The organism is Brevibacillus sp. NPDC058079 (assembly GCF_042885155.1).
GTDB lineage: Bacteria > Bacillota > Bacilli > Brevibacillales > Brevibacillaceae > Brevibacillus.
Map to the genome: position 1 here is coordinate 430,153 of NZ_JBHVSO010000005.1, position 16,653 is coordinate 446,805.

A 16,653-nucleotide genomic window follows, 5' to 3' on the forward strand; every position below is an offset into this window, starting at 1 on the left:
GTGTTTGATTGCGTTTCACAGACATTGTTAAGCTTACAGAGTGGGATCAAAAAATAGATTTCATAGGAGGAGACAAAAGAACATGGGATGGCAGCGAGCTGATTGTGCAAAAAGGGGCATAAACACTGCTGGACTATTCCAAACAGAAAAATGAATTCGTCAGCGAGGTGTTGGCGCGGGCGAAAGCGTGGCATAAGGGAAATACATAAAAAAAAGAGCAGGCCGACAAGCGGCACTACTCTTTTTCTTTTTATCCTCAGACGATTAACGGCTGTAGAACTCAACGATCAGAACTTCGTTGATTTCAGCTGGCATTTCTTCACGGTCTGGCAGACGAGTGAAGGTACCTTCAGCAGCAGCATCGTTGAATGTAACGTAGTTCGGCAGGAAAGTGCGACCTTCCAGAGCGTCCTTGATCAGTTGCAGACCACGGGACTTTTCACGAATGGAGATTACATCACCCGGTTGTACGCGGTAGGATGGGATGTTTACTTTTTTGCCGTTTACCATGAAGTGACCATGGTTTACCAACTGACGAGCAGCTGGGCGAGTTGGAGCAAAGCCCATACGGTATACCAGGTTATCCAGGCGGGATTCCAGCAATTTCATGAAGTTTTCGCCCACTACGCCAGCCATTTTGCTAGCATTGTCGAAAGTGCGGCGGAATTGTTTTTCGTTAAGGCCAAACATGTGGCGCAGTTTTTGCTTTTCTTGCAACTGGATTCCGTACTCGCTCAGTTTACGACGGTTGTTGTGACCGTGTTGACCTGGAGGGAAGTTGCGTTTGATGTCTTTTCCTGTACCATCGAGGGAGATACCCAGACGACGAGCCAGTTTGTGACGAGGTCCTGTGTAACGTGACATGTTTTCATTCTCCTTTAATATGGATTCGCAGGTGTTTACTTCCGGCAGGTTAGTTCCTACTTTATCTACACGAACTTCGGACGGTAGCGTTTCCGCATCGTGCTCCTCACAGATGATCAGCCGCAGTCTGTAAAGGGAGGGAACTAAGAGGGTACATCCTTCCGTTTTTACCTACAATCAATGCTACCCTGTACACATACATTCAATAATACTAGGCGCAATATAGTAAAGTCAAGGGAAAAGAAGCGCGCCATCCGCCGCAAGAAGTGGGCTGGATGGCGCTTTTTGGGTATTATTTTCGCAACAAAGTAACCGGACCGTCTGAAGTATCCCGTTTTTCGAGGAAACGGGTAAAGGTAATGGCTGCATCGGCACGAGGGACAAGGCTTTGCGGCTGGAACTTCTGCTTGTCGGTTGGCACGATATCGAGTGTAGTCGCGATGATGATCGAACCGCGGTACTTCGAATTGGCAATGTCTGAGAGCTGGGACTGGAACATGCCAGGAAAGTCCGTCAGTTTTTTGTAACCGAGTGCACGAACAATCATATCAGCTAGCTCTTCACGTGTAATCGTCTCATTTGGGTTCAGCTTGGAAGCATTTTTATCGAGAAGTCCGCGATCAACAGCACCTTCCACGGCTGAGAAGAAGCGCGAACCATTTGCCACATCGCTATAAGTGGCCTTGCGTTCCAGAGAGTACTGTGGATAGTGTCTGCCTTGGTTGAGACTGATCATGAGCATTTCAATCATTTCGCCACGTGTGATTGGTTTTTGCGGCATGATATTGCCGTTTTCAAGCGTTAGTGCGTCGTATTCATACATCAACAAGAGTTCCTTCTCCGCCGGATGATCTTTCAAATCGGCAGGAGCCGGACGATGCAGCGCAATCGTTTTGCCAGTAGCGGTGGAGCTCCACTCGCCTGTTACACCATCAAGGTAATACGGCTGCTCAAACGGCGTCATTGTCGCGCGATAGACGATCTTGGCAGTTCGCTTCGGTGTGTAGGAAGGCTGCTCTTTTGCGCGTTTGGCATCCTCAGGACTAAGAGGGACAAGGGCGTATATTTCCTCTGCTTTTGTCTCAGTCCACCACTTCTCGCTCGCTTCGGCAGCAGGCAGGTGCTTGGGAACTTGTGTCGGGTATGTTTCGCTGCCCAATTCAGCACTGTAATTCAGCAGATCGCCTGTTTCTGTGTCAAACGTGAAGTAGGCAGAGCCGCTAGCTGCAGCTATTCCGTTGATAAAACGCTCAAATCGGATCTGCGTCCGCTCGGAATCAACGGGTTGGTTTTGGATTTCCTCTTCCAAACGCTCTATCCAGTAAAGCTGGTGGGCCATGGTGGGCGCCAAATCACGAATCGTTTCCATCGCTTTTGCCTTGAATTTTTCTATGTCTGGTTTTTTAGAAGTGGTTGTTTTTTCTTTATGGCCACGGAAGTCCTTGTTCAATCGGTAGATGTCCCCGGTTACAGCATCCACGGAGACATACGCAAATCCGTCTTCGCTATTGCCTTTTTCGCCGAATTCGAGATCCCAGACAGGACGATTGCCACGGTAGTCTCTTTCATTGTAATTGGCAGAACGAAGCTCATAGTTGGACAAATTCAATGTTTTCGATGCCCATTGTACAGCTTCCTCTTGGGAGAGCGGTTGTCCGCTTCGGCGTGCAGGAAGGACTTTGCTGCTGACCGGCTCAGGATCTTTCGCTGGTTGATACGAGGTCAACGATTGTGTCAATGCTTTCCCAGTCTCCGCATCAATGTAGAATGTGAAAGGATTCATATACCCGAGAGACGGCTTGTTATTTTGAGTCTCCATCCGCTCCCACGGCAGCAGGTAAACTGGTTTTGGATTCGCTTGTTCTTTAAATAGCTTCTCAGCTTTTTCTTCTGAGATTGTCGTATCCGTGTCCTCGAAAGTCACGTCGTTCCACGACAGAGAATAGTTGGTCACTTTGCCAGAAGCATCTACTGTGATATCTGCGCCGTTGTCAGGAAAGAGAATGCCGTCCACTTCACGAACAAAGCGGAAATTATAGTAGACTTCCGAGTTAAGCGGAGTTTTTGGCTCCGGCATATCGCGGGTATACAGTCTTGTTTCCGCTGCTTTTCCTGCATTGTTTTTCTCGAAAAAGCGCTTCGCCTGCTCTTGCGCCTCTGTATAGGAAATTCGTTTTGCATAGGGAAGCGAAGATGCGTCCTGCTCTTGATGAGAATAGGAAGTCAGCTCGCCTGTATTAGCGTGGATACTGACGCTATATGATAAAAGGACTTTGCCGTTTTCTGGATCTTTCTTCACCCAACTAAACGACCATTCTGGAAATGGACGCCAGCTATCCGCTGAACGAAATGACACATTCTGCACTGTCATCCCAGCGGTAGGCACTATTTTTGTAGCGAGTGCCAAGGCTGCTTCCTTGGACAGCTTTGCTTTGGCTTGTGCCACGGAGTCTGCTTGTGCCACAGTAATCGCCATTTTATTGGTACTTACATGAGGTGATTGTGCATGCGCTTGTGCGACAGGCAGCAACAGACTGGCAGATAGAACAAATGAGCTAGACCGAATGATCCACGGTTTCATAGGAACCCCTCCAACGATGTCATATTCTTCTTATCACCTCTGACGAGAGGAAGTAAAGGTTCGTTTCAGTTCAAATTCATGAAAAAAAGTGCTTGGTATTTGCAGAAAGGAATGAAATATAGGAATTTTGTACCAAATGTTTTTTTATCAATCTAGAATTGTGAACATGCATCTTATATAATAAGAAATACTATCCATAGAATACAGAACGGTAAGGAGATAATTCGTTTTGGAAACCATCATGTATCTCATTCGTCATGGAGAGACGGAGTGGAATCAGGTTCGTCGTATACAAGGCCACAGTGACATCGCATTGAACGAGCTCGGTGTACGTCAGGCCGAGCAAGTAGCAGACAGGTTCCAAGGCGAGAAGATTCACGCTTTTTATTCGAGTGATCTCAGTCGGGCACACGATACGGCTGCCAAGATTGCTGGTAACTTCCAATCCTCTGTTTCTACGCGGACAACCTTGCGGGAGCGCTGCTATGGGGAGTGGGAGGGACTCACCTATGAAGAAATACGTGAGCGATTTGAAAATCAGGATGAAGCCTCCTGTGGAATTGAGACATTCGAAGACATGCAGCGTCGAGCTGTAGCTGCCATGACAGAAATAGCAGGGAGCCATTCAGGTGAGGCGATTGTCGTTGTCTCGCATGGCGGTCTCATTAATAGCTTCTTGCATTATGTGACGGTAGGAGAACAAGGAACGGGTATCACACGTATCGATAATACCGGTATTACGATATTTCGGTATGTAGATCGCAGGTGGGAAGTTCTATCCGTTAATGATACAGACCATTTGAAAGCTTGAGAAAATGCTGAGAGAGGGAGTTTCTCGTGTCAAGTAAAATGTTGGGGAAGTTAGAGACAGTCTTTTCCTACACGGCCCATTTTATCTTACAATCTTGGCCGGAAAAGCGCCCAGGCATCCTTTTCTTGACAGATTCCGGGGGCCGCGTAATCAACTTCATGGAAATGCAGGTTGGTCCATCTCGGAATTCTCAAGGGCTTACCCTGCAACACGATGTATCGATTGGCAAAGTCTTTGATTTTATTTTAGAGGCACTTTCCTCCAAAGAGATCGTAGTCAAAACGAGAAGTGAAACGAACAACGTGTGTGGAGCCTTTCCTTTGTGTGAAGAAGATGGAAGGGTACGAGCTGTCATTGGCATGATAGCGCCCGAAGAACAGATCCATTTCGATTTGTCCTCCTACATGCGCGGGCTAGAGCCGTTGATTCGCATGGGATATGATGCTTATATTCAACACGTCACAAGCCAGATTGTCATGGATTTGACGCTGCATGATACGACCAAAGAGTTGCTGCAAAGCTTGACGGGTCAGATCAGTGACATTATCCAAAAAGGCTATTGTTCGGCCGTGAAGCTCGCGGACAATGCCACGTTGATTCCGCAGGAGAGCGTAACAACGCAAGAGGCCGAAGTCGGACAAACCCACATTGCCCAACTGGTTTCGAGATTCGGTACGACGCAAATCATGCCTTCCATTTTAGATGACCACAGGCTTGTTGTCGTTCCTGTCTCCTTGAACCAAACGCCGCTCTACGCACTGTTTTTGCATCTGCCACCCGAAGAGACAGATTGCGTGTACGATGAACGGGATGTTGCTTTTTTGCAGGAAGTAGGCGCGAAGGCAAGCTGTGCGCTTTGGCGTTCGATCATGTCGGACGACCTGCGTCGTGAAGCGAGCAAAAAAGATTTGTTGTATCAGTTGATGTCAAAGATTCAGGCATCGATTGATGTGAATGATGTTTTGCACGAAATCGTGACGAGCATTCCCAGCCTTTATCCGTACTTGTCGGCAGAGCTTTTCCTGACGGTTGAACCCAATGCAACCACCCCGGTCAAACAGCTTTCTTTTCAAGAAGTAGAGCCGTCTACCAGTACCAAGGCCTATTTGGAAGGACGTCTCATTGCCGAAGAAGTGGGAGAAGGGGAGCAACAGGTGACGGTGATCGCAGCGCCACTCTTGGGCAAGCAGGGCATCTACGGAGTATTGCAAGTGACGTCCGATCAGCGAATCACCTTGAATCAGCATGAAAAGGACTACATCTCGATCTTAGCAGATACTGCTGGCACTGCGTTTGAAAACGCACAGCTCTATCAGCAATCGCGCAATTTGATTCGAGAATTGCGTTTGATTAATGAGATGGCACGCCAGTTGAACAGAAGTCTTGATTTAAAGGAAATTCTCGATTTTGTTACGACGATGATGCGGGCTACCTTTGATGCAGAGTTTTGTGCCATCTTGCGAAAAACGCCGGGTGAGGATTGCTTCGATGTGCTTTCTTCCTCCATTCCAGCGTTCAATGGCATGGCTATCGATTCTACAGAAAAGCCATTTCAGCAAATCTTGCAAAACAAGCAGGCGTTGTTGTTGGCTCAACCAGGGGCAGGACCCCTTCCTTTTTCGCTCTTTTCGTGCTGTTCCTTCATGGGGGTTCCGCTCGTTGTTGAGGGTGAGATAAGTGGAGTCCTTTTAGTCGCAGATTCCCGTTATCATTTTTTTAGTTTTGACGACTACAAACTCCTCGAAATATTTGGACAACATGCGAGCTTGGCAATGACCAACGCCGTCCTGCATAATGAAATGGAACGAATGGTCATTACGGATAATTTGACAGGTCTATACACGAGAAGACATTTGAATGAACGAGTAAGAGGATCATTACAAAAAGACAACTATGGCTCGTTGATCTTGATCGATATTGATTATTTTAAAACCGTGAATGATACATTTGGCCATCAGGTAGGGGACGAGGTACTGATTCAGGTCTCCAATCTGATTCGACATAGCATCCGAGACAGTGATATCGCGGCAAGATGGGGCGGAGAGGAACTCGCTGTTTATTTGCCACGTGTGGACAAAAACACTGCGCATTCCGTGGCAGAGCGCATACGGGAATGCGTCGAACAGGAGACGTCTCCACAGGTCACGATCTCGTGTGGACTAGCGAAATGGAGCAGGGAGATGGATGTAAACCTGAGTGTAGAAGCGTTGTTCCATCAAGCAGACATTGCTTTGTATGAAGCCAAAAATTCAGGTAGAAATCAAGTTGTTCTCGCCTAGAGCCAAAACAAAGGCTCTTTTCTCTTTTCGGAAAAAAAGGCAAAAAACTTGAGAGGTAGATAAAAAATGACAACGAACGATGACAAGCAAAGGATCCCGACGCAAGTAGCACCTGATATTTTTTGTCTGGAAATACCTACACCTTTTGATGTGGGGGCAGTAAACGTCTACTTACTAAAAGGGGAACGCTTGACGTTGGTTGATGTGGGTCCGTTGACCGACGATGCGTGGGTGGCCTTAACAGAAGGCTTAGAATCGATTGGGGTAAGCGTGCAAGATATCGAGCAGGTCATACTGACGCATCATCATGTGGATCATTGCGGGCAGTTAGAAAAAGTACGGGAACAATCGGGAGCGAAGACGTTTGCCCATCCGCAGGCAACCCCTTATGTACAGCAGGATGAGCAGTTTATGACTTTTCATGATCAGTTTTTCGAAGAGCTGTACATCCAGAGCGGTGTACCAGAAAAAATGATGGTCATTATCTCGAAATTTCACAAGCTGATGAAGAAGTTTTCTGCGCCAAGCCAGATTGACTTTCATCTGAAGCATGAGCAAAAGGTACCGTACTTGGAGGACTGGCAGGTACTGTATACGCCAGGACATAGCCAAAGCCATCTGTCATTGTATCGGGCAAAGGATCAAGTCATGATTGGTGGAGACCATATTATCAAGCGAATTTCATCCAATGCCTTCATTGAACCACCCCGGAATCGTTCGAGTTCAAGACCACTGACCTTAATTCAATACCGCACAGCGTTGCAAATGTGTGCGGACATAGAGATCGAACAAGTCCTCAGTGGACACGGTCAACCGGTTTACAACCATCGAGAGCTCATACTCGCTCGTCTGCAAAAGAACTGGGAGAGGACAGGCACGCTCCGAAGGCTTCTTGCAGATGGAGAAAAGACAGCTTTTGAACTGAATGCTCTCTTATTTCCAGGTTTGTACAAAAAAGAATTGCCATTGACGCTATCCGAAACGTTGGGGCACATTGATTTGTTGATGATTCTTCATCAGATTGAAGTGAGAGAGCAAGATCGCATCTTGTATTACCACCTGTAAAACCTGATCGTACAAGAGAGGCTTGTAAGTAGAATAAGCCTATTCCTCCCCGGAAACGCTAAAAGGGACTATTACCCTGGGACCCACATGAGGCTGACCCAGGGTTGCCGAGGGAGGGTAGCATCTATGCAGAAGTATTTGCCCATTTGCGTGATGGCTCTTGTGTGTACAGTTGTTGTAGGTGGCTGTAATCAAATGAGTGTGAAGCAGGATGCGAATACAACGTTTGAGCAGGTACGTGACAAGTTCGATGCGCAGAAAGCGTATGCGTTCTACGGGCAAACCAAGCTGTTGACGGCGAATAGTGCCAATGCGAACATGGTTAACTTTTCGGGCAGAAAAGACGGAGAGGCTGTGTACATGAACGTGAAGCTCTCTGTCCCAGAAGAAAACAGAGTGGACAACTTATCCTTGCTCAGCCAAGGGGACAAGCTGTATACCAAGCATGATCAAAACGAAAGCTGGAAACATGTCGCAGGGGATAGTTCGGCCCTGCATCAAGAAATGAACAACTGGAACCCCATCGCTTCCTTTCAGCAAATCGACAACATGAAAAGAAACGTTCGGATGCTGCCTGATGAAAATCCGAAAGACGATTTTGAGGCGTTCGGAGTTGTATTGGATTCTGCCAAACTAAAGAGCTGGCTTGTTACCCAAATGCAAGAGCAAACAAAGTCGGGAGCAAAAGTCCAATCGATAGAAGGGCGAGCGAAACCCTACATACCGAAGCTAAAGATAGCAATGTCACTCTCGGAAGGCAATTGGAGAGGGACGCCTGCACATCATTCTGGACCCACGATTCAATCTAAGAAAAAGGTGGACGTAAACGAGCTCGTGAACCAGATGGAAGTGGAAGCAGAGTACACGATTCACTACAACAAAAAAACGATGCTCCCCACGAACATGACGATGTCCATTCGATCTGCGTACGATTTGAACGATCAGCGTGTAAAAGAGCATACGCAAGTAGAAACGTATTTGCAGCAATACGGAACAGTAGCCCCTATTACAGCTCCAGAGGAAAAAAGCAAATAGGGAGTAAGAGTAATCAAGTGAGACGTTCCTCTTGCAAAAAAGACAGGAGCGTCTTTTTTTTGTCAGGGAAAATTAAAAATTGAAGTAACGTGCTCGATGCTTTTTACGTACTTCTTATGAGGAAGAAAATCTATGCGATAGCGGTTTTTTTCAATGGAATCAGCATTTCTAGAAGGAATATTGGAAAACATTGTCGAACATACAACATGACTATCTTTTTTCGTCGAATAATCTGTACAATGGGAAAGATGCCTGATGGATCAGACGAAAATGCGTATTTTATCCGCAGCAGCGAAGCTTTTTGATGTTCATGGCTACAAAGGGACCTCCGTAAGACAAATTGCCTCTGTTGCTCAAGTAAATTCCGCGCTGATTTCCTATCACTTTGAAGGGAAGCAAGGAGTCCTGGAGACGTTGATTGCTTCTTACTTTGAGACGTTGTTTCGCTTTTTGGAAGAACTGGAAAACGAACAGGAAAACATCCCTGCCTATCAACGATTGGAACAAGTTGTGCAGCTGTATTTGCAATTTCAATGTGAGCATGCGCCTATCACGCGTTTGATTCATCGTGAGCTGAGCGTAGAATCCATGCTTGCACGTGAAGTGATGACGCTATACATGAGCCGATGGAAGCACGGGCTTTCGCGTGTGATCGAGGGCGGCGTCGTCGCGGGTGAGTTTTTGCCCGTCTCTATTGATCGTACAGTACTGGCTATGACGAGCCAGATGATATATCCATTTTTGCAACCACAAATGGTTCGCCAGGTCTATGATCTCGAGCCATCTTCCGAGGAGTTCGTCCAATGGCTGCAAACCTCGATTATGTGTTATCTGCGAGGTTCTTTGCTGCCGGCTTAGGCGTGGCCTCTCCCAATGAATGATTCTAGTAAGGGGATGTATGACAAGTGAAACGAAAACTATTCATGCTCTGTTTGGCAGGCATGTTGTTATATACGAATCCGGCTTATGCGACGCCGTTTCCAGATAAAAAAGACGAAGTTGTTCAGGACGCTGACAACTATTTGAAAAAAGAAGATAGGACGACCTTTGCCAATTCATTGAACGGCATACCGGGCAGCTACAAAGTCGTGATCGTGGAAAGCACTGCACCGGAAGCCGAATCTCCGGATATCTACGCGCAAAAACTGTTCGACAATTACAATTTAGCCGACGATGCACTAATGATCGTACTCGACATGAACACCGAGCAGTTGGGGATTTATGCTGGTCCTAATTTGCAGGCAAAAGGTGCCACGATGGCATTGCTGCATGACAAGATCGCGTCTTTCTATGAACCATTCCGTACACAAAAGCAGTATTTGACCGGGATTCAAACGTTAATTGCGGAAGTAAACCAAGAGCTTAGCCGCATTGAAAGCAAGCAAGCAACAGCAAAACCGGGTGCGACCGACGCTAGTAAAGCGGAAGAGAGCGAAAGCAGTATCGCACTCGGAGGCATTCCATGGTGGATCTATCTGGTTGGGGCGGTATTTGCTGGACTATCGATCGGCTTGATTTACGCGATGATCAGACGTCGTGCTATTTTTGCTCAAGTAGACGATGTAGAGGATTGGAAGGAAGAGCTTGTTGAGAAGATCAATGTCATCGAGGTGGAAAAACCGCTTCGCCGTTCCAGCGGCATGACAGAAGTACGTTACCACCACTTGGCTGATAAAAAAGAAAATCTGTTGCGCATTCGCATCCCTGATGTGGAAATGATGATCCTCGATGCCGAAGAGGCTTGCGATCGCTTCCGTTTTACGTTGGCACTTGGCATGCTGAATGAGGCGAGAGAGGCCATTTCAAAAATTGAGGAAGAGCTGAATGAGCTAAAAACAGACACTTCCAAAGTGGCAGTTACCAAGCAAGAAAACAAGGTTGTTGTTCCTGAGATTGGAAAGCAAGTGGAGCAGATGGAACGACGCTTGTCCGATTTGCGTCTGGAGTACGGATTGTCTTTCCATGAGCTGAAAGCATCGCTCGATGAAGTAGACACGATGCGAAAACTCGTGAAAACTGCGCGGGCGGCAGGGGACGACATTGCGGCGTATGAAACCACACAAAAAGCTCAGGAAGTACTGGAGCAGGTGGGACAAGCGATGGAGCTCATTCCGAAGCTTGTGCAACGCGTGAAAAAAGAAATGCCAGAAGAATTCAAGCATCTGGAAGATGGAATTGAGCAGGCCGTTCGTGACGGCTTTGATTTAAAACAGGATTCCTTGGACAATGCCCTCTTGCAGGCGAAGCAATTGGTCATGTCCGCGAAAAGCGCTTTGGAAGAGGGCAGCCTGGAAATGGTGTTGACCCATGTCAAAGCGTTCGAAGTGCTCCTTGATGCGACGTATCAAGCGATAGAAGATGGCGTTCTTGCTCGTGATGAAGTAGCAGCGACGGTATATGCAGAAGCGGAACCGCAAGCAGAAGTGAATCAAGGCAAAGATGTGCAGGTAGAGAAGAGAGCAGAAGTAGGAGAGGTGGAACAGGATGATTCGCTACAGCAGGTAGCTGTGACATCCGCGCCTGTGGAGCTGGAGATTCGTATACCTGAGCCGACTCCAGCTAGCGAGACCGAGCATTCTACCAGCGAAGTAGAGCCTGAAAAGCCGACTCCTCTCCAGCAGGCCAAAGAGGAAGAAGAGCGAACGGTGCGAGGAAAATCCTCAGAGCTAAGTGAAGCTGAACGTTCCGTTTTGTTGCAAGCGATTCCTAAGCTTTTCAATAAAAAAGCACAAAAGCCTGCTCCTGCAGTCAAAGCTGAGGAGCCTGCTTACGAAGAAGAAGAAGAGTATGAACTGGTCATGCCGAAGAATCAGCCTGAACAGGAAGAGATGATTCCGGAAGAAGAAGAGCAAACGTATTTGGTCATCGAAACGGAAGACGATGCGCTGGATGAATTGGAGCGAATTTCTAACACATTAGTCCGCGTCCGTCAGCAAATCAAGCGCAGCTACTTGCCGGGGATACCGGATCAATTGAAATACATGTTTGAAGAAGTCGTACAAACGTTGGGCCGCGTGCAAACGATCATGGAGCAGTACCGCTATGATCTGGAAGAGGTGGCTATGCTGGTTCAGGACGCGAGTGATTTGGTCGGCGAAACAGAGCGGATGGCAGAACGCATTGTCACAACTTGTCAGATGGCAGAGGGTGCCATTCAGTATACAAACCGTTATCGCCGCCAAAATCGCCAGGTTAATGAATTGTTGACGAAGGCAGAGATATCATTTCGCCAACTGGCTTTCGCAGAAGCCTATCAACTTGCCGAGGAGGCCCGTCTGGTAATCGAAGGCGCACCAGCCGAAGAGGACAACCGTTGGCTTCTCCGCCGTAAGAAAAAAGGGTGAGTCCGATGATAGTCTTTCCTCTCTTCTTACTGGTAGCTGGCATTCTCGTCATGGTACAGCCGCGGACAAAACGTTGGCAATCGCGAATGAACGCCTATTTTCAAGGAGACGAAAAGCGCGTCAAGCAGCGTGCCAACACGTTTTTTCTGTTGGGCTTAGCCTTTTTGTTCGCTGGATTTGCGTATTTGTTCCGCCTTGTCGGATAAACCAATAACGAATAGTAAAGCACCTGCTAGGAAAAGATGGACGTGCCATCTTTAGTAGCAGGTGCTTTTTGTTGGGCAAAAAAAAGAAGCATCGCTCACGCAGGCGATGCCCCATCTAGGAAGATAAAGGGAGTAAGGTCTGTTAAACCAGCACATTACAACTAGGGGGGAGTAATGTGCTGATTTCTCTTTTCATGAAAAGAGAACCTGATTCATAGTTTCCCCAATCCCTCTTGATCTAAACGTCATTCTCGTAAAAAAATTCAAATGCTTCCTGCGCACTATGCGTACCCGCGGAATAGCCGGATGAAAAGGCGATGGTGATGTTGTAGCCACCGGTATGGGCGTGGACGTCCATGACCTCGCCAGCAAAATACAACCCATCCATGAGCTTGGATCTCATCGAGCGTGGATCGATCTCTTTCACGCTCACGCCGCCACCTGTAATGAACGCTTCCTCAAGGGAGAGCGTGCCCGTAATCGTGAGTGGAAAAGCTTTGATCAAGCTCGTGAACTTGCTCCACTCTTGTTTTTTCATATGGCTGTAGGTCGTTTCTTCCGAAATTCCTGCCAACGCAAGCAAGAGTGGGATAATCCGTTCGGGAAGGAAGCCTTTGATTGCATTTTTAACTGCTTTTTTTTGCTGTTCCTCAATCAGCTGCCAGCTCTCCGCCGTGATTTCCTCGGCCGTTCTGTCAGGCATGAGATCGATCGTCAGAGATAGAGGAACCGCTCCATATTTTCGTTGCGACACAGAGACATAGTGCCCCATGCGCAGTGAGGCGGGGCCTGATATTCCGAAATGAGTGAAGATCATATCGCCTTCTTGGGTGTTGATCTTTTTCCCATTGGGCGCATACAGGGTCATCGTGATGTCACGCAGTGAAAGACCCTGAATTGATTTATCGCGAATAAAAGAGTCATTGGCTGTAAGTGGTACTTCAGTAGGATACAGCTCTGTGATCGTGTGCCCGGCTGCTTTCGCCCATGCATAGCCATCGCCTGTAGACCCTGTCTGTGGTACAGAACAGCCTCCGACAGCAATAATCACACAAGGCGCGGTGATTTTCTCACCGGATTGCAGCATGATACCACCGACTCTGCCTTCCGAATAGAGAACTTCTTTTACAGCGGCATTTAAATGGAGGGTGGCACCTTGGCGCTTTAATAAATCAATCAACGCTTGGGCAACTGTCACTGCTTTATCTGTGACGGGAAACATACGGCCCCGATCCTCTTCTTTTAACGCGACACCCATCACCTCAAAAAACTGGATAATCTCTCGGTTGCCGAATTGGGTGAGAGCACTGTACATGAAGCGGCCATTTCCCGGCATTTGTTTGATTAATTCATCTTGCTCCTTGGCATTGGTTACATTACAGCGACCGCCGCCAGATATGATGAGCTTGCGTCCGAGCTTCGAGCCTTTTTCCACGAGACAAACTCTTGCTCCTTGGCCAGAAGCAGCAATAGCAGACATCAGTCCAGAGGGGCCGCCGCCTATGATGATAACGTCATAATTGTATTCTGATCGATTCATTTCATTCTCGTCCTTTGTTGTGTAGGGTTGGGCAACACTCATTTTACCACATACCGCCCACCCGTCGCGCAATTCTAGCTAGGATAGAGAGGACGAGGCACCTAAAATATCAGTCAACGGCTGCTTTTCTAAGACGTAACGAACAGTGGTTTGATCACGGAGGATATTTGTGACGACATATCCTTTGGCAAAATAAGCCGCGAACAATTCGCACGTCATCTCTCTCCACAAGGAAGCGACGCCCATATCTGTTCGCTTTACATCTTGGAAGAAGGCAGGGACAGGGAGCAACACCATAGGCTCTTCGCGTGACAAATCTATTTCGATGGGATGTGGGATACCATCCTTGAGTTCTAGACGCAACAGGTCTGGCGCCTGTTCAAAAGAGGGAGTAGAGTTCTTCCCTGCCTGACGTGATTCCACACGATTGCTTCCGATAAACCATTCCACGAGGAAACGGTCTGTCGGCAGTCCACGATTGAAGTCGTCATCAAGCTGTCCGTAGCAGTTTGGCAAATATGTTCGAACGATACCTCCCAGCTTGGCGATGTTCAGAACACCGTTTACAGTCTCAAGCGGATCGTACGTCCATGTGATTTTGGAATAGCCCGCAGCGGCCGCTTCATCTTTTTGCAGCCATTTCATTTGTACGCCCAGCCCTTGCTTGCGATACTCAGGCAAAAAGCCGAGCATGTGCGAACAAAGATGGGGTTCTCCGTTGGTGAAGCCCGGGAAGCTGTACAAAAAGCCGATCATTTCCTCGCCATCGAATGCCCCTAAAAACAGACCGCCAAACTTTTGCATGGTGAGTGTCATATGGTGGGGAATCGCACTAGAAGGGTCCCATATTTTCCCCTCCATTGCTTCTAATTGCTCAATCTCACTGAATTTGGCCAACTTTCGTAACGTGATTGCCATCTACGTTTTCCTCCTCAAACGATTCGTGTTTTTTCTTCATTCGGGACAAGCTCTTGCATTCCTGCTTGGGAGTAGTTGCGTCTGAATTCTCTCTCGCTGATAATAGAGAGGGATAATAGGCATGAAACTAGGGTCGAGGAGGATTTTTGGCGATGGAAAATAAATTTCAAGTTGAACTGTGGAACCGTTTGACGCAGGCACCAGGAGCGCCTGGTTTCGAAGGTCCGGTACGCGAGATTATGCGGGAATACATAAGCAGCTATACGAGTGAACTCATGTACGACAATTTGGGCAGTATTTTTGGCGTTATGCGTGGTGACGAGAACGGTCCGAAAATTATGGTAGCGGGTCACATGGACGAAGTGGGCTTCATGGTCACCCGAACTTCTGATAAAGGATTTATTTCATTTCAGACGTTGGGAGGCTGGTGGGGGCAGGTCCTGCTCGCGCAACGTGTACAAATTATTACGGACAATGGACCAGTCGAAGGCGTAATCAGCTCGATCCCGCCGCATGTCTTGAGCGACGATCAGCGCAATCGGCCGATGGATGTACGCAACATGTACATTGATATCGGCGTGGATTCACGTGAGGAAGCAGAACAGGTAGGGATACGGGCTGGCCAGCAAATCGTTCCGGTTTGCCCGTTGCAGGTCATGGCCAATCCGCGCCGCATCATGGCTAAAGCATGGGATAATCGCTATGGTTGCAGTTTGGCAGTGGAGCTCGCAAAAGAGCTGCACGAAAAACCCGATCATCCGAATGTCGTCTACGTAGGAGCCACTGTACAGGAAGAATTGTCCGGACAGCGCGGCGCGAAAACTGCGGCTGCGTCCATCGATCCGGATTTGTTCTTGGCCTTGGATGCGAGTCCAGCCACAGACATACCAGGTGTAAAAGATGACGGCGGCAAGCTCGGCGGTGGACTTTTGATGCGCATCTACGATCCAATGTACGTCATGCCGGTAGGATTGCGTGAGCTTCTTATCTCCACGTGCGAAGAAGAGAACATTCCGTACCAGATTTATGTGGCAAAAGGCGGGACAGATGCAGGTGTCGTTCAGTACCATGGCAAGGGAGTGCCGTCTGCCGTAATTGGAATTCCTTCCCGTTACATTCACAGCCATGCTTCGATCATCGATCGCGAGGATTACGAGGCAGCTAAGCGTCTGCTGTTCAGTGTCATTCGCAAGCTGGACCGTGCGACGTGGGAATCCATTTTGCCTAGATAAATGGTCTGGAGAATATCCTCGAGGAAAGAGAAAGTGGAGGAGTGCTTTTGAACGGGATCATATTGTATACACGGCGACAGGGCGAAGCTACGTCCTTTGAATTTAATGTGTTTGACAATCAATTCGCTACGGAGAATCTGGCAGTGCGCAAGGTGTTGATGGCAATGCTTGCAGCGGTTCAGAACAACTTGACCGATCTGGAAGTGGAGTACAACGACAGCATACTGGTGGAAAAGGTCGGGGCGAAGCGTGCCGGGGAGCTGCTTCGTTTTCTCGGGGCAACAAAAGAGAACATGCGGGAAAATCTGAGCAATGATGTAGTCGTCAGCCGGATCTTTCAAGCGCCTTTTACACAGGAGCACTATGAATACTTCTACAACTTGACGGATATCGCACAGCTGTCACACTATCGCTTGAAAGAGGGCAAAGAAGATCGCATCGTGTTTTATTTCACACGCTATCTCCAACTGATTGTGCCTGATGAAAAGTCTCGCCAAGCATTTTTGGACGGATTGGAAGCATTTTCTTTGCCATACAAGCTCGTACCGATTGCGTAAATGAAACGAAAAAAGTCATTTTGCCCTTGTATGAAGGCGCAAAATGACTTTTTTTATTGATTGCCTGAAGCTTAGGTGGAAGGACGATTTGGACCCTCCAGTTTTTTGTCTCCATAGCCCGGTGCATCGTTTTGAACGCTTTTGGGCTGGCGATTGCGCTCGTCTGGTCGATTTTGCTGTACAGAGGAATCCTTGTTTTGCTTGGTCATATAACTACCCCT

14 protein-coding genes are annotated in these 16,653 nt (G+C 47.8%); 9 read left to right on the forward strand and 5 right to left on the reverse strand.

From position 1 onward, the window contains the following. Positions 1 to 264: 264 nt before the first annotated feature. On the reverse strand, positions 265 to 864 hold the full coding sequence (rpsD, locus tag ACFVS2_RS17870; protein WP_390236146.1) for a 30S ribosomal protein S4: 600 nt from the start codon (positions 862 to 864) through the stop codon (positions 265 to 267). Positions 865 to 1,156: 292 nt separating this feature from the next. Beyond that, complete coding sequence (locus ACFVS2_RS17875) at positions 1,157 to 3,445, reverse strand: YcdB/YcdC domain-containing protein (RefSeq protein WP_390236148.1); 2,289 nt, start codon at positions 3,443 to 3,445, stop codon at positions 1,157 to 1,159. A 229-nt stretch (positions 3,446 to 3,674) separates the two neighbouring features. On the opposite strand from ACFVS2_RS17875, the gene ACFVS2_RS17880 reads away from it, so the two are divergent. The 7 genes from ACFVS2_RS17880 to ACFVS2_RS17910 all read left to right on the forward strand — a co-directional run bounded on the left by ACFVS2_RS17880 (position 3,675) and on the right by ACFVS2_RS17910 (position 12,185). Beyond that, the gene (locus ACFVS2_RS17880; protein ID WP_173618483.1) at positions 3,675 to 4,256 is read left to right on the forward strand and encodes a histidine phosphatase family protein; all 582 of its coding nucleotides are present in this window, start codon (positions 3,675 to 3,677) and stop codon (positions 4,254 to 4,256) included. 38 nt (positions 4,257 to 4,294) lie between these two features. Beyond that, positions 4,295 to 6,535, forward strand: coding sequence for a sensor domain-containing diguanylate cyclase (locus tag ACFVS2_RS17885; protein ID WP_390236237.1), 2,241 nt, complete (start codon positions 4,295 to 4,297; stop codon positions 6,533 to 6,535). A gap of 66 nt (positions 6,536 to 6,601) precedes the next feature. After that, the gene (locus tag ACFVS2_RS17890; RefSeq protein WP_390236150.1) at positions 6,602 to 7,600 is read left to right on the forward strand and encodes an MBL fold metallo-hydrolase; all 999 of its coding nucleotides are present in this window, start codon (positions 6,602 to 6,604) and stop codon (positions 7,598 to 7,600) included. A gap of 126 nt (positions 7,601 to 7,726) precedes the next feature. Next, a complete protein-coding gene (locus ACFVS2_RS17895) occupies positions 7,727 to 8,635 on the forward strand; it encodes a DUF6612 family protein (protein ID WP_390236153.1) in 909 nt (302 codons plus the stop codon). A gap of 255 nt (positions 8,636 to 8,890) precedes the next feature. Next, complete coding sequence (gene refZ, locus ACFVS2_RS17900) at positions 8,891 to 9,493, forward strand: forespore capture DNA-binding protein RefZ (RefSeq protein WP_390236155.1); 603 nt, start codon at positions 8,891 to 8,893, stop codon at positions 9,491 to 9,493. 47 nt (positions 9,494 to 9,540) lie between these two features. Next, positions 9,541 to 11,979, forward strand: a complete 2,439-nt coding sequence (locus tag ACFVS2_RS17905) for a septation ring formation regulator EzrA (protein ID WP_390236157.1) — start codon at positions 9,541 to 9,543, stop codon at positions 11,977 to 11,979. Between the two features lie 5 nt (positions 11,980 to 11,984). After that, positions 11,985 to 12,185 (forward strand): hypothetical protein, encoded by a 201-nt coding sequence (locus ACFVS2_RS17910; protein WP_390236159.1) that lies wholly within the window; start codon positions 11,985 to 11,987, stop codon positions 12,183 to 12,185. A gap of 238 nt (positions 12,186 to 12,423) precedes the next feature. Here ACFVS2_RS17910 and ACFVS2_RS17915 read toward each other — a convergent pair whose 3' ends face one another. Then, the gene (locus ACFVS2_RS17915; protein ID WP_390236161.1) at positions 12,424 to 13,725 is read right to left on the reverse strand and encodes a BaiN/RdsA family NAD(P)/FAD-dependent oxidoreductase; all 1,302 of its coding nucleotides are present in this window, start codon (positions 13,723 to 13,725) and stop codon (positions 12,424 to 12,426) included. 78 nt (positions 13,726 to 13,803) lie between these two features. Continuing rightward, complete coding sequence (locus ACFVS2_RS17920; RefSeq protein WP_390236163.1) at positions 13,804 to 14,643, reverse strand: GNAT family N-acetyltransferase; 840 nt, start codon at positions 14,641 to 14,643, stop codon at positions 13,804 to 13,806. A 152-nt stretch (positions 14,644 to 14,795) separates the two neighbouring features. On the opposite strand from ACFVS2_RS17920, the gene ACFVS2_RS17925 reads away from it, so the two are divergent. Then, on the forward strand, positions 14,796 to 15,875 hold the full coding sequence (locus ACFVS2_RS17925; RefSeq protein WP_390236165.1) for a M42 family metallopeptidase: 1,080 nt from the start codon (positions 14,796 to 14,798) through the stop codon (positions 15,873 to 15,875). A 41-nt stretch (positions 15,876 to 15,916) separates the two neighbouring features. Beyond that, complete coding sequence (locus ACFVS2_RS17930; RefSeq protein ID WP_390236168.1) at positions 15,917 to 16,432, forward strand: hypothetical protein; 516 nt, start codon at positions 15,917 to 15,919, stop codon at positions 16,430 to 16,432. A gap of 71 nt (positions 16,433 to 16,503) precedes the next feature. On the opposite strand, the gene ACFVS2_RS17935 is transcribed toward ACFVS2_RS17930, so the two are convergent. Further along, a complete protein-coding gene (locus tag ACFVS2_RS17935) occupies positions 16,504 to 16,641 on the reverse strand; it encodes a hypothetical protein (RefSeq protein ID WP_173618473.1) in 138 nt (45 codons plus the stop codon). Positions 16,642 to 16,653: the final 12 nt, after the last annotated feature.

What these genes read in the sequence shown, in the direction of transcription:
- rpsD (WP_390236146.1), bottom strand. Translation starts at nt 864, where the DNA reads ATGTCACGTTACACAGGACCTCGTCACAAACTGGCTCGTCGTCTGGGT.
- ACFVS2_RS17875 (WP_390236148.1), bottom strand. Translation starts at nt 3,445, where the DNA reads ATGAAACCGTGGATCATTCGGTCTAGCTCATTTGTTCTATCTGCCAGT.
- ACFVS2_RS17885 (WP_390236237.1), top strand. Translation starts at nt 4,295, where the DNA reads ATGTTGGGGAAGTTAGAGACAGTCTTTTCCTACACGGCCCATTTTATC.
- ACFVS2_RS17890 (WP_390236150.1), top strand. Translation starts at nt 6,602, where the DNA reads ATGACAACGAACGATGACAAGCAAAGGATCCCGACGCAAGTAGCACCT.
- ACFVS2_RS17895 (WP_390236153.1), top strand. Translation starts at nt 7,727, where the DNA reads ATGCAGAAGTATTTGCCCATTTGCGTGATGGCTCTTGTGTGTACAGTT.
- refZ (WP_390236155.1), top strand. Translation starts at nt 8,891, where the DNA reads ATGGATCAGACGAAAATGCGTATTTTATCCGCAGCAGCGAAGCTTTTT.
- ACFVS2_RS17910 (WP_390236159.1), top strand. Translation starts at nt 11,985, where the DNA reads ATGATAGTCTTTCCTCTCTTCTTACTGGTAGCTGGCATTCTCGTCATG.
- ACFVS2_RS17915 (WP_390236161.1), bottom strand. Translation starts at nt 13,725, where the DNA reads ATGAATCGATCAGAATACAATTATGACGTTATCATCATAGGCGGCGGC.
- ACFVS2_RS17920 (WP_390236163.1), bottom strand. Translation starts at nt 14,643, where the DNA reads ATGGCAATCACGTTACGAAAGTTGGCCAAATTCAGTGAGATTGAGCAA.
- ACFVS2_RS17925 (WP_390236165.1), top strand. Translation starts at nt 14,796, where the DNA reads ATGGAAAATAAATTTCAAGTTGAACTGTGGAACCGTTTGACGCAGGCA.
- ACFVS2_RS17935 (WP_173618473.1), bottom strand. Translation starts at nt 16,641, where the DNA reads ATGACCAAGCAAAACAAGGATTCCTCTGTACAGCAAAATCGACCAGAC.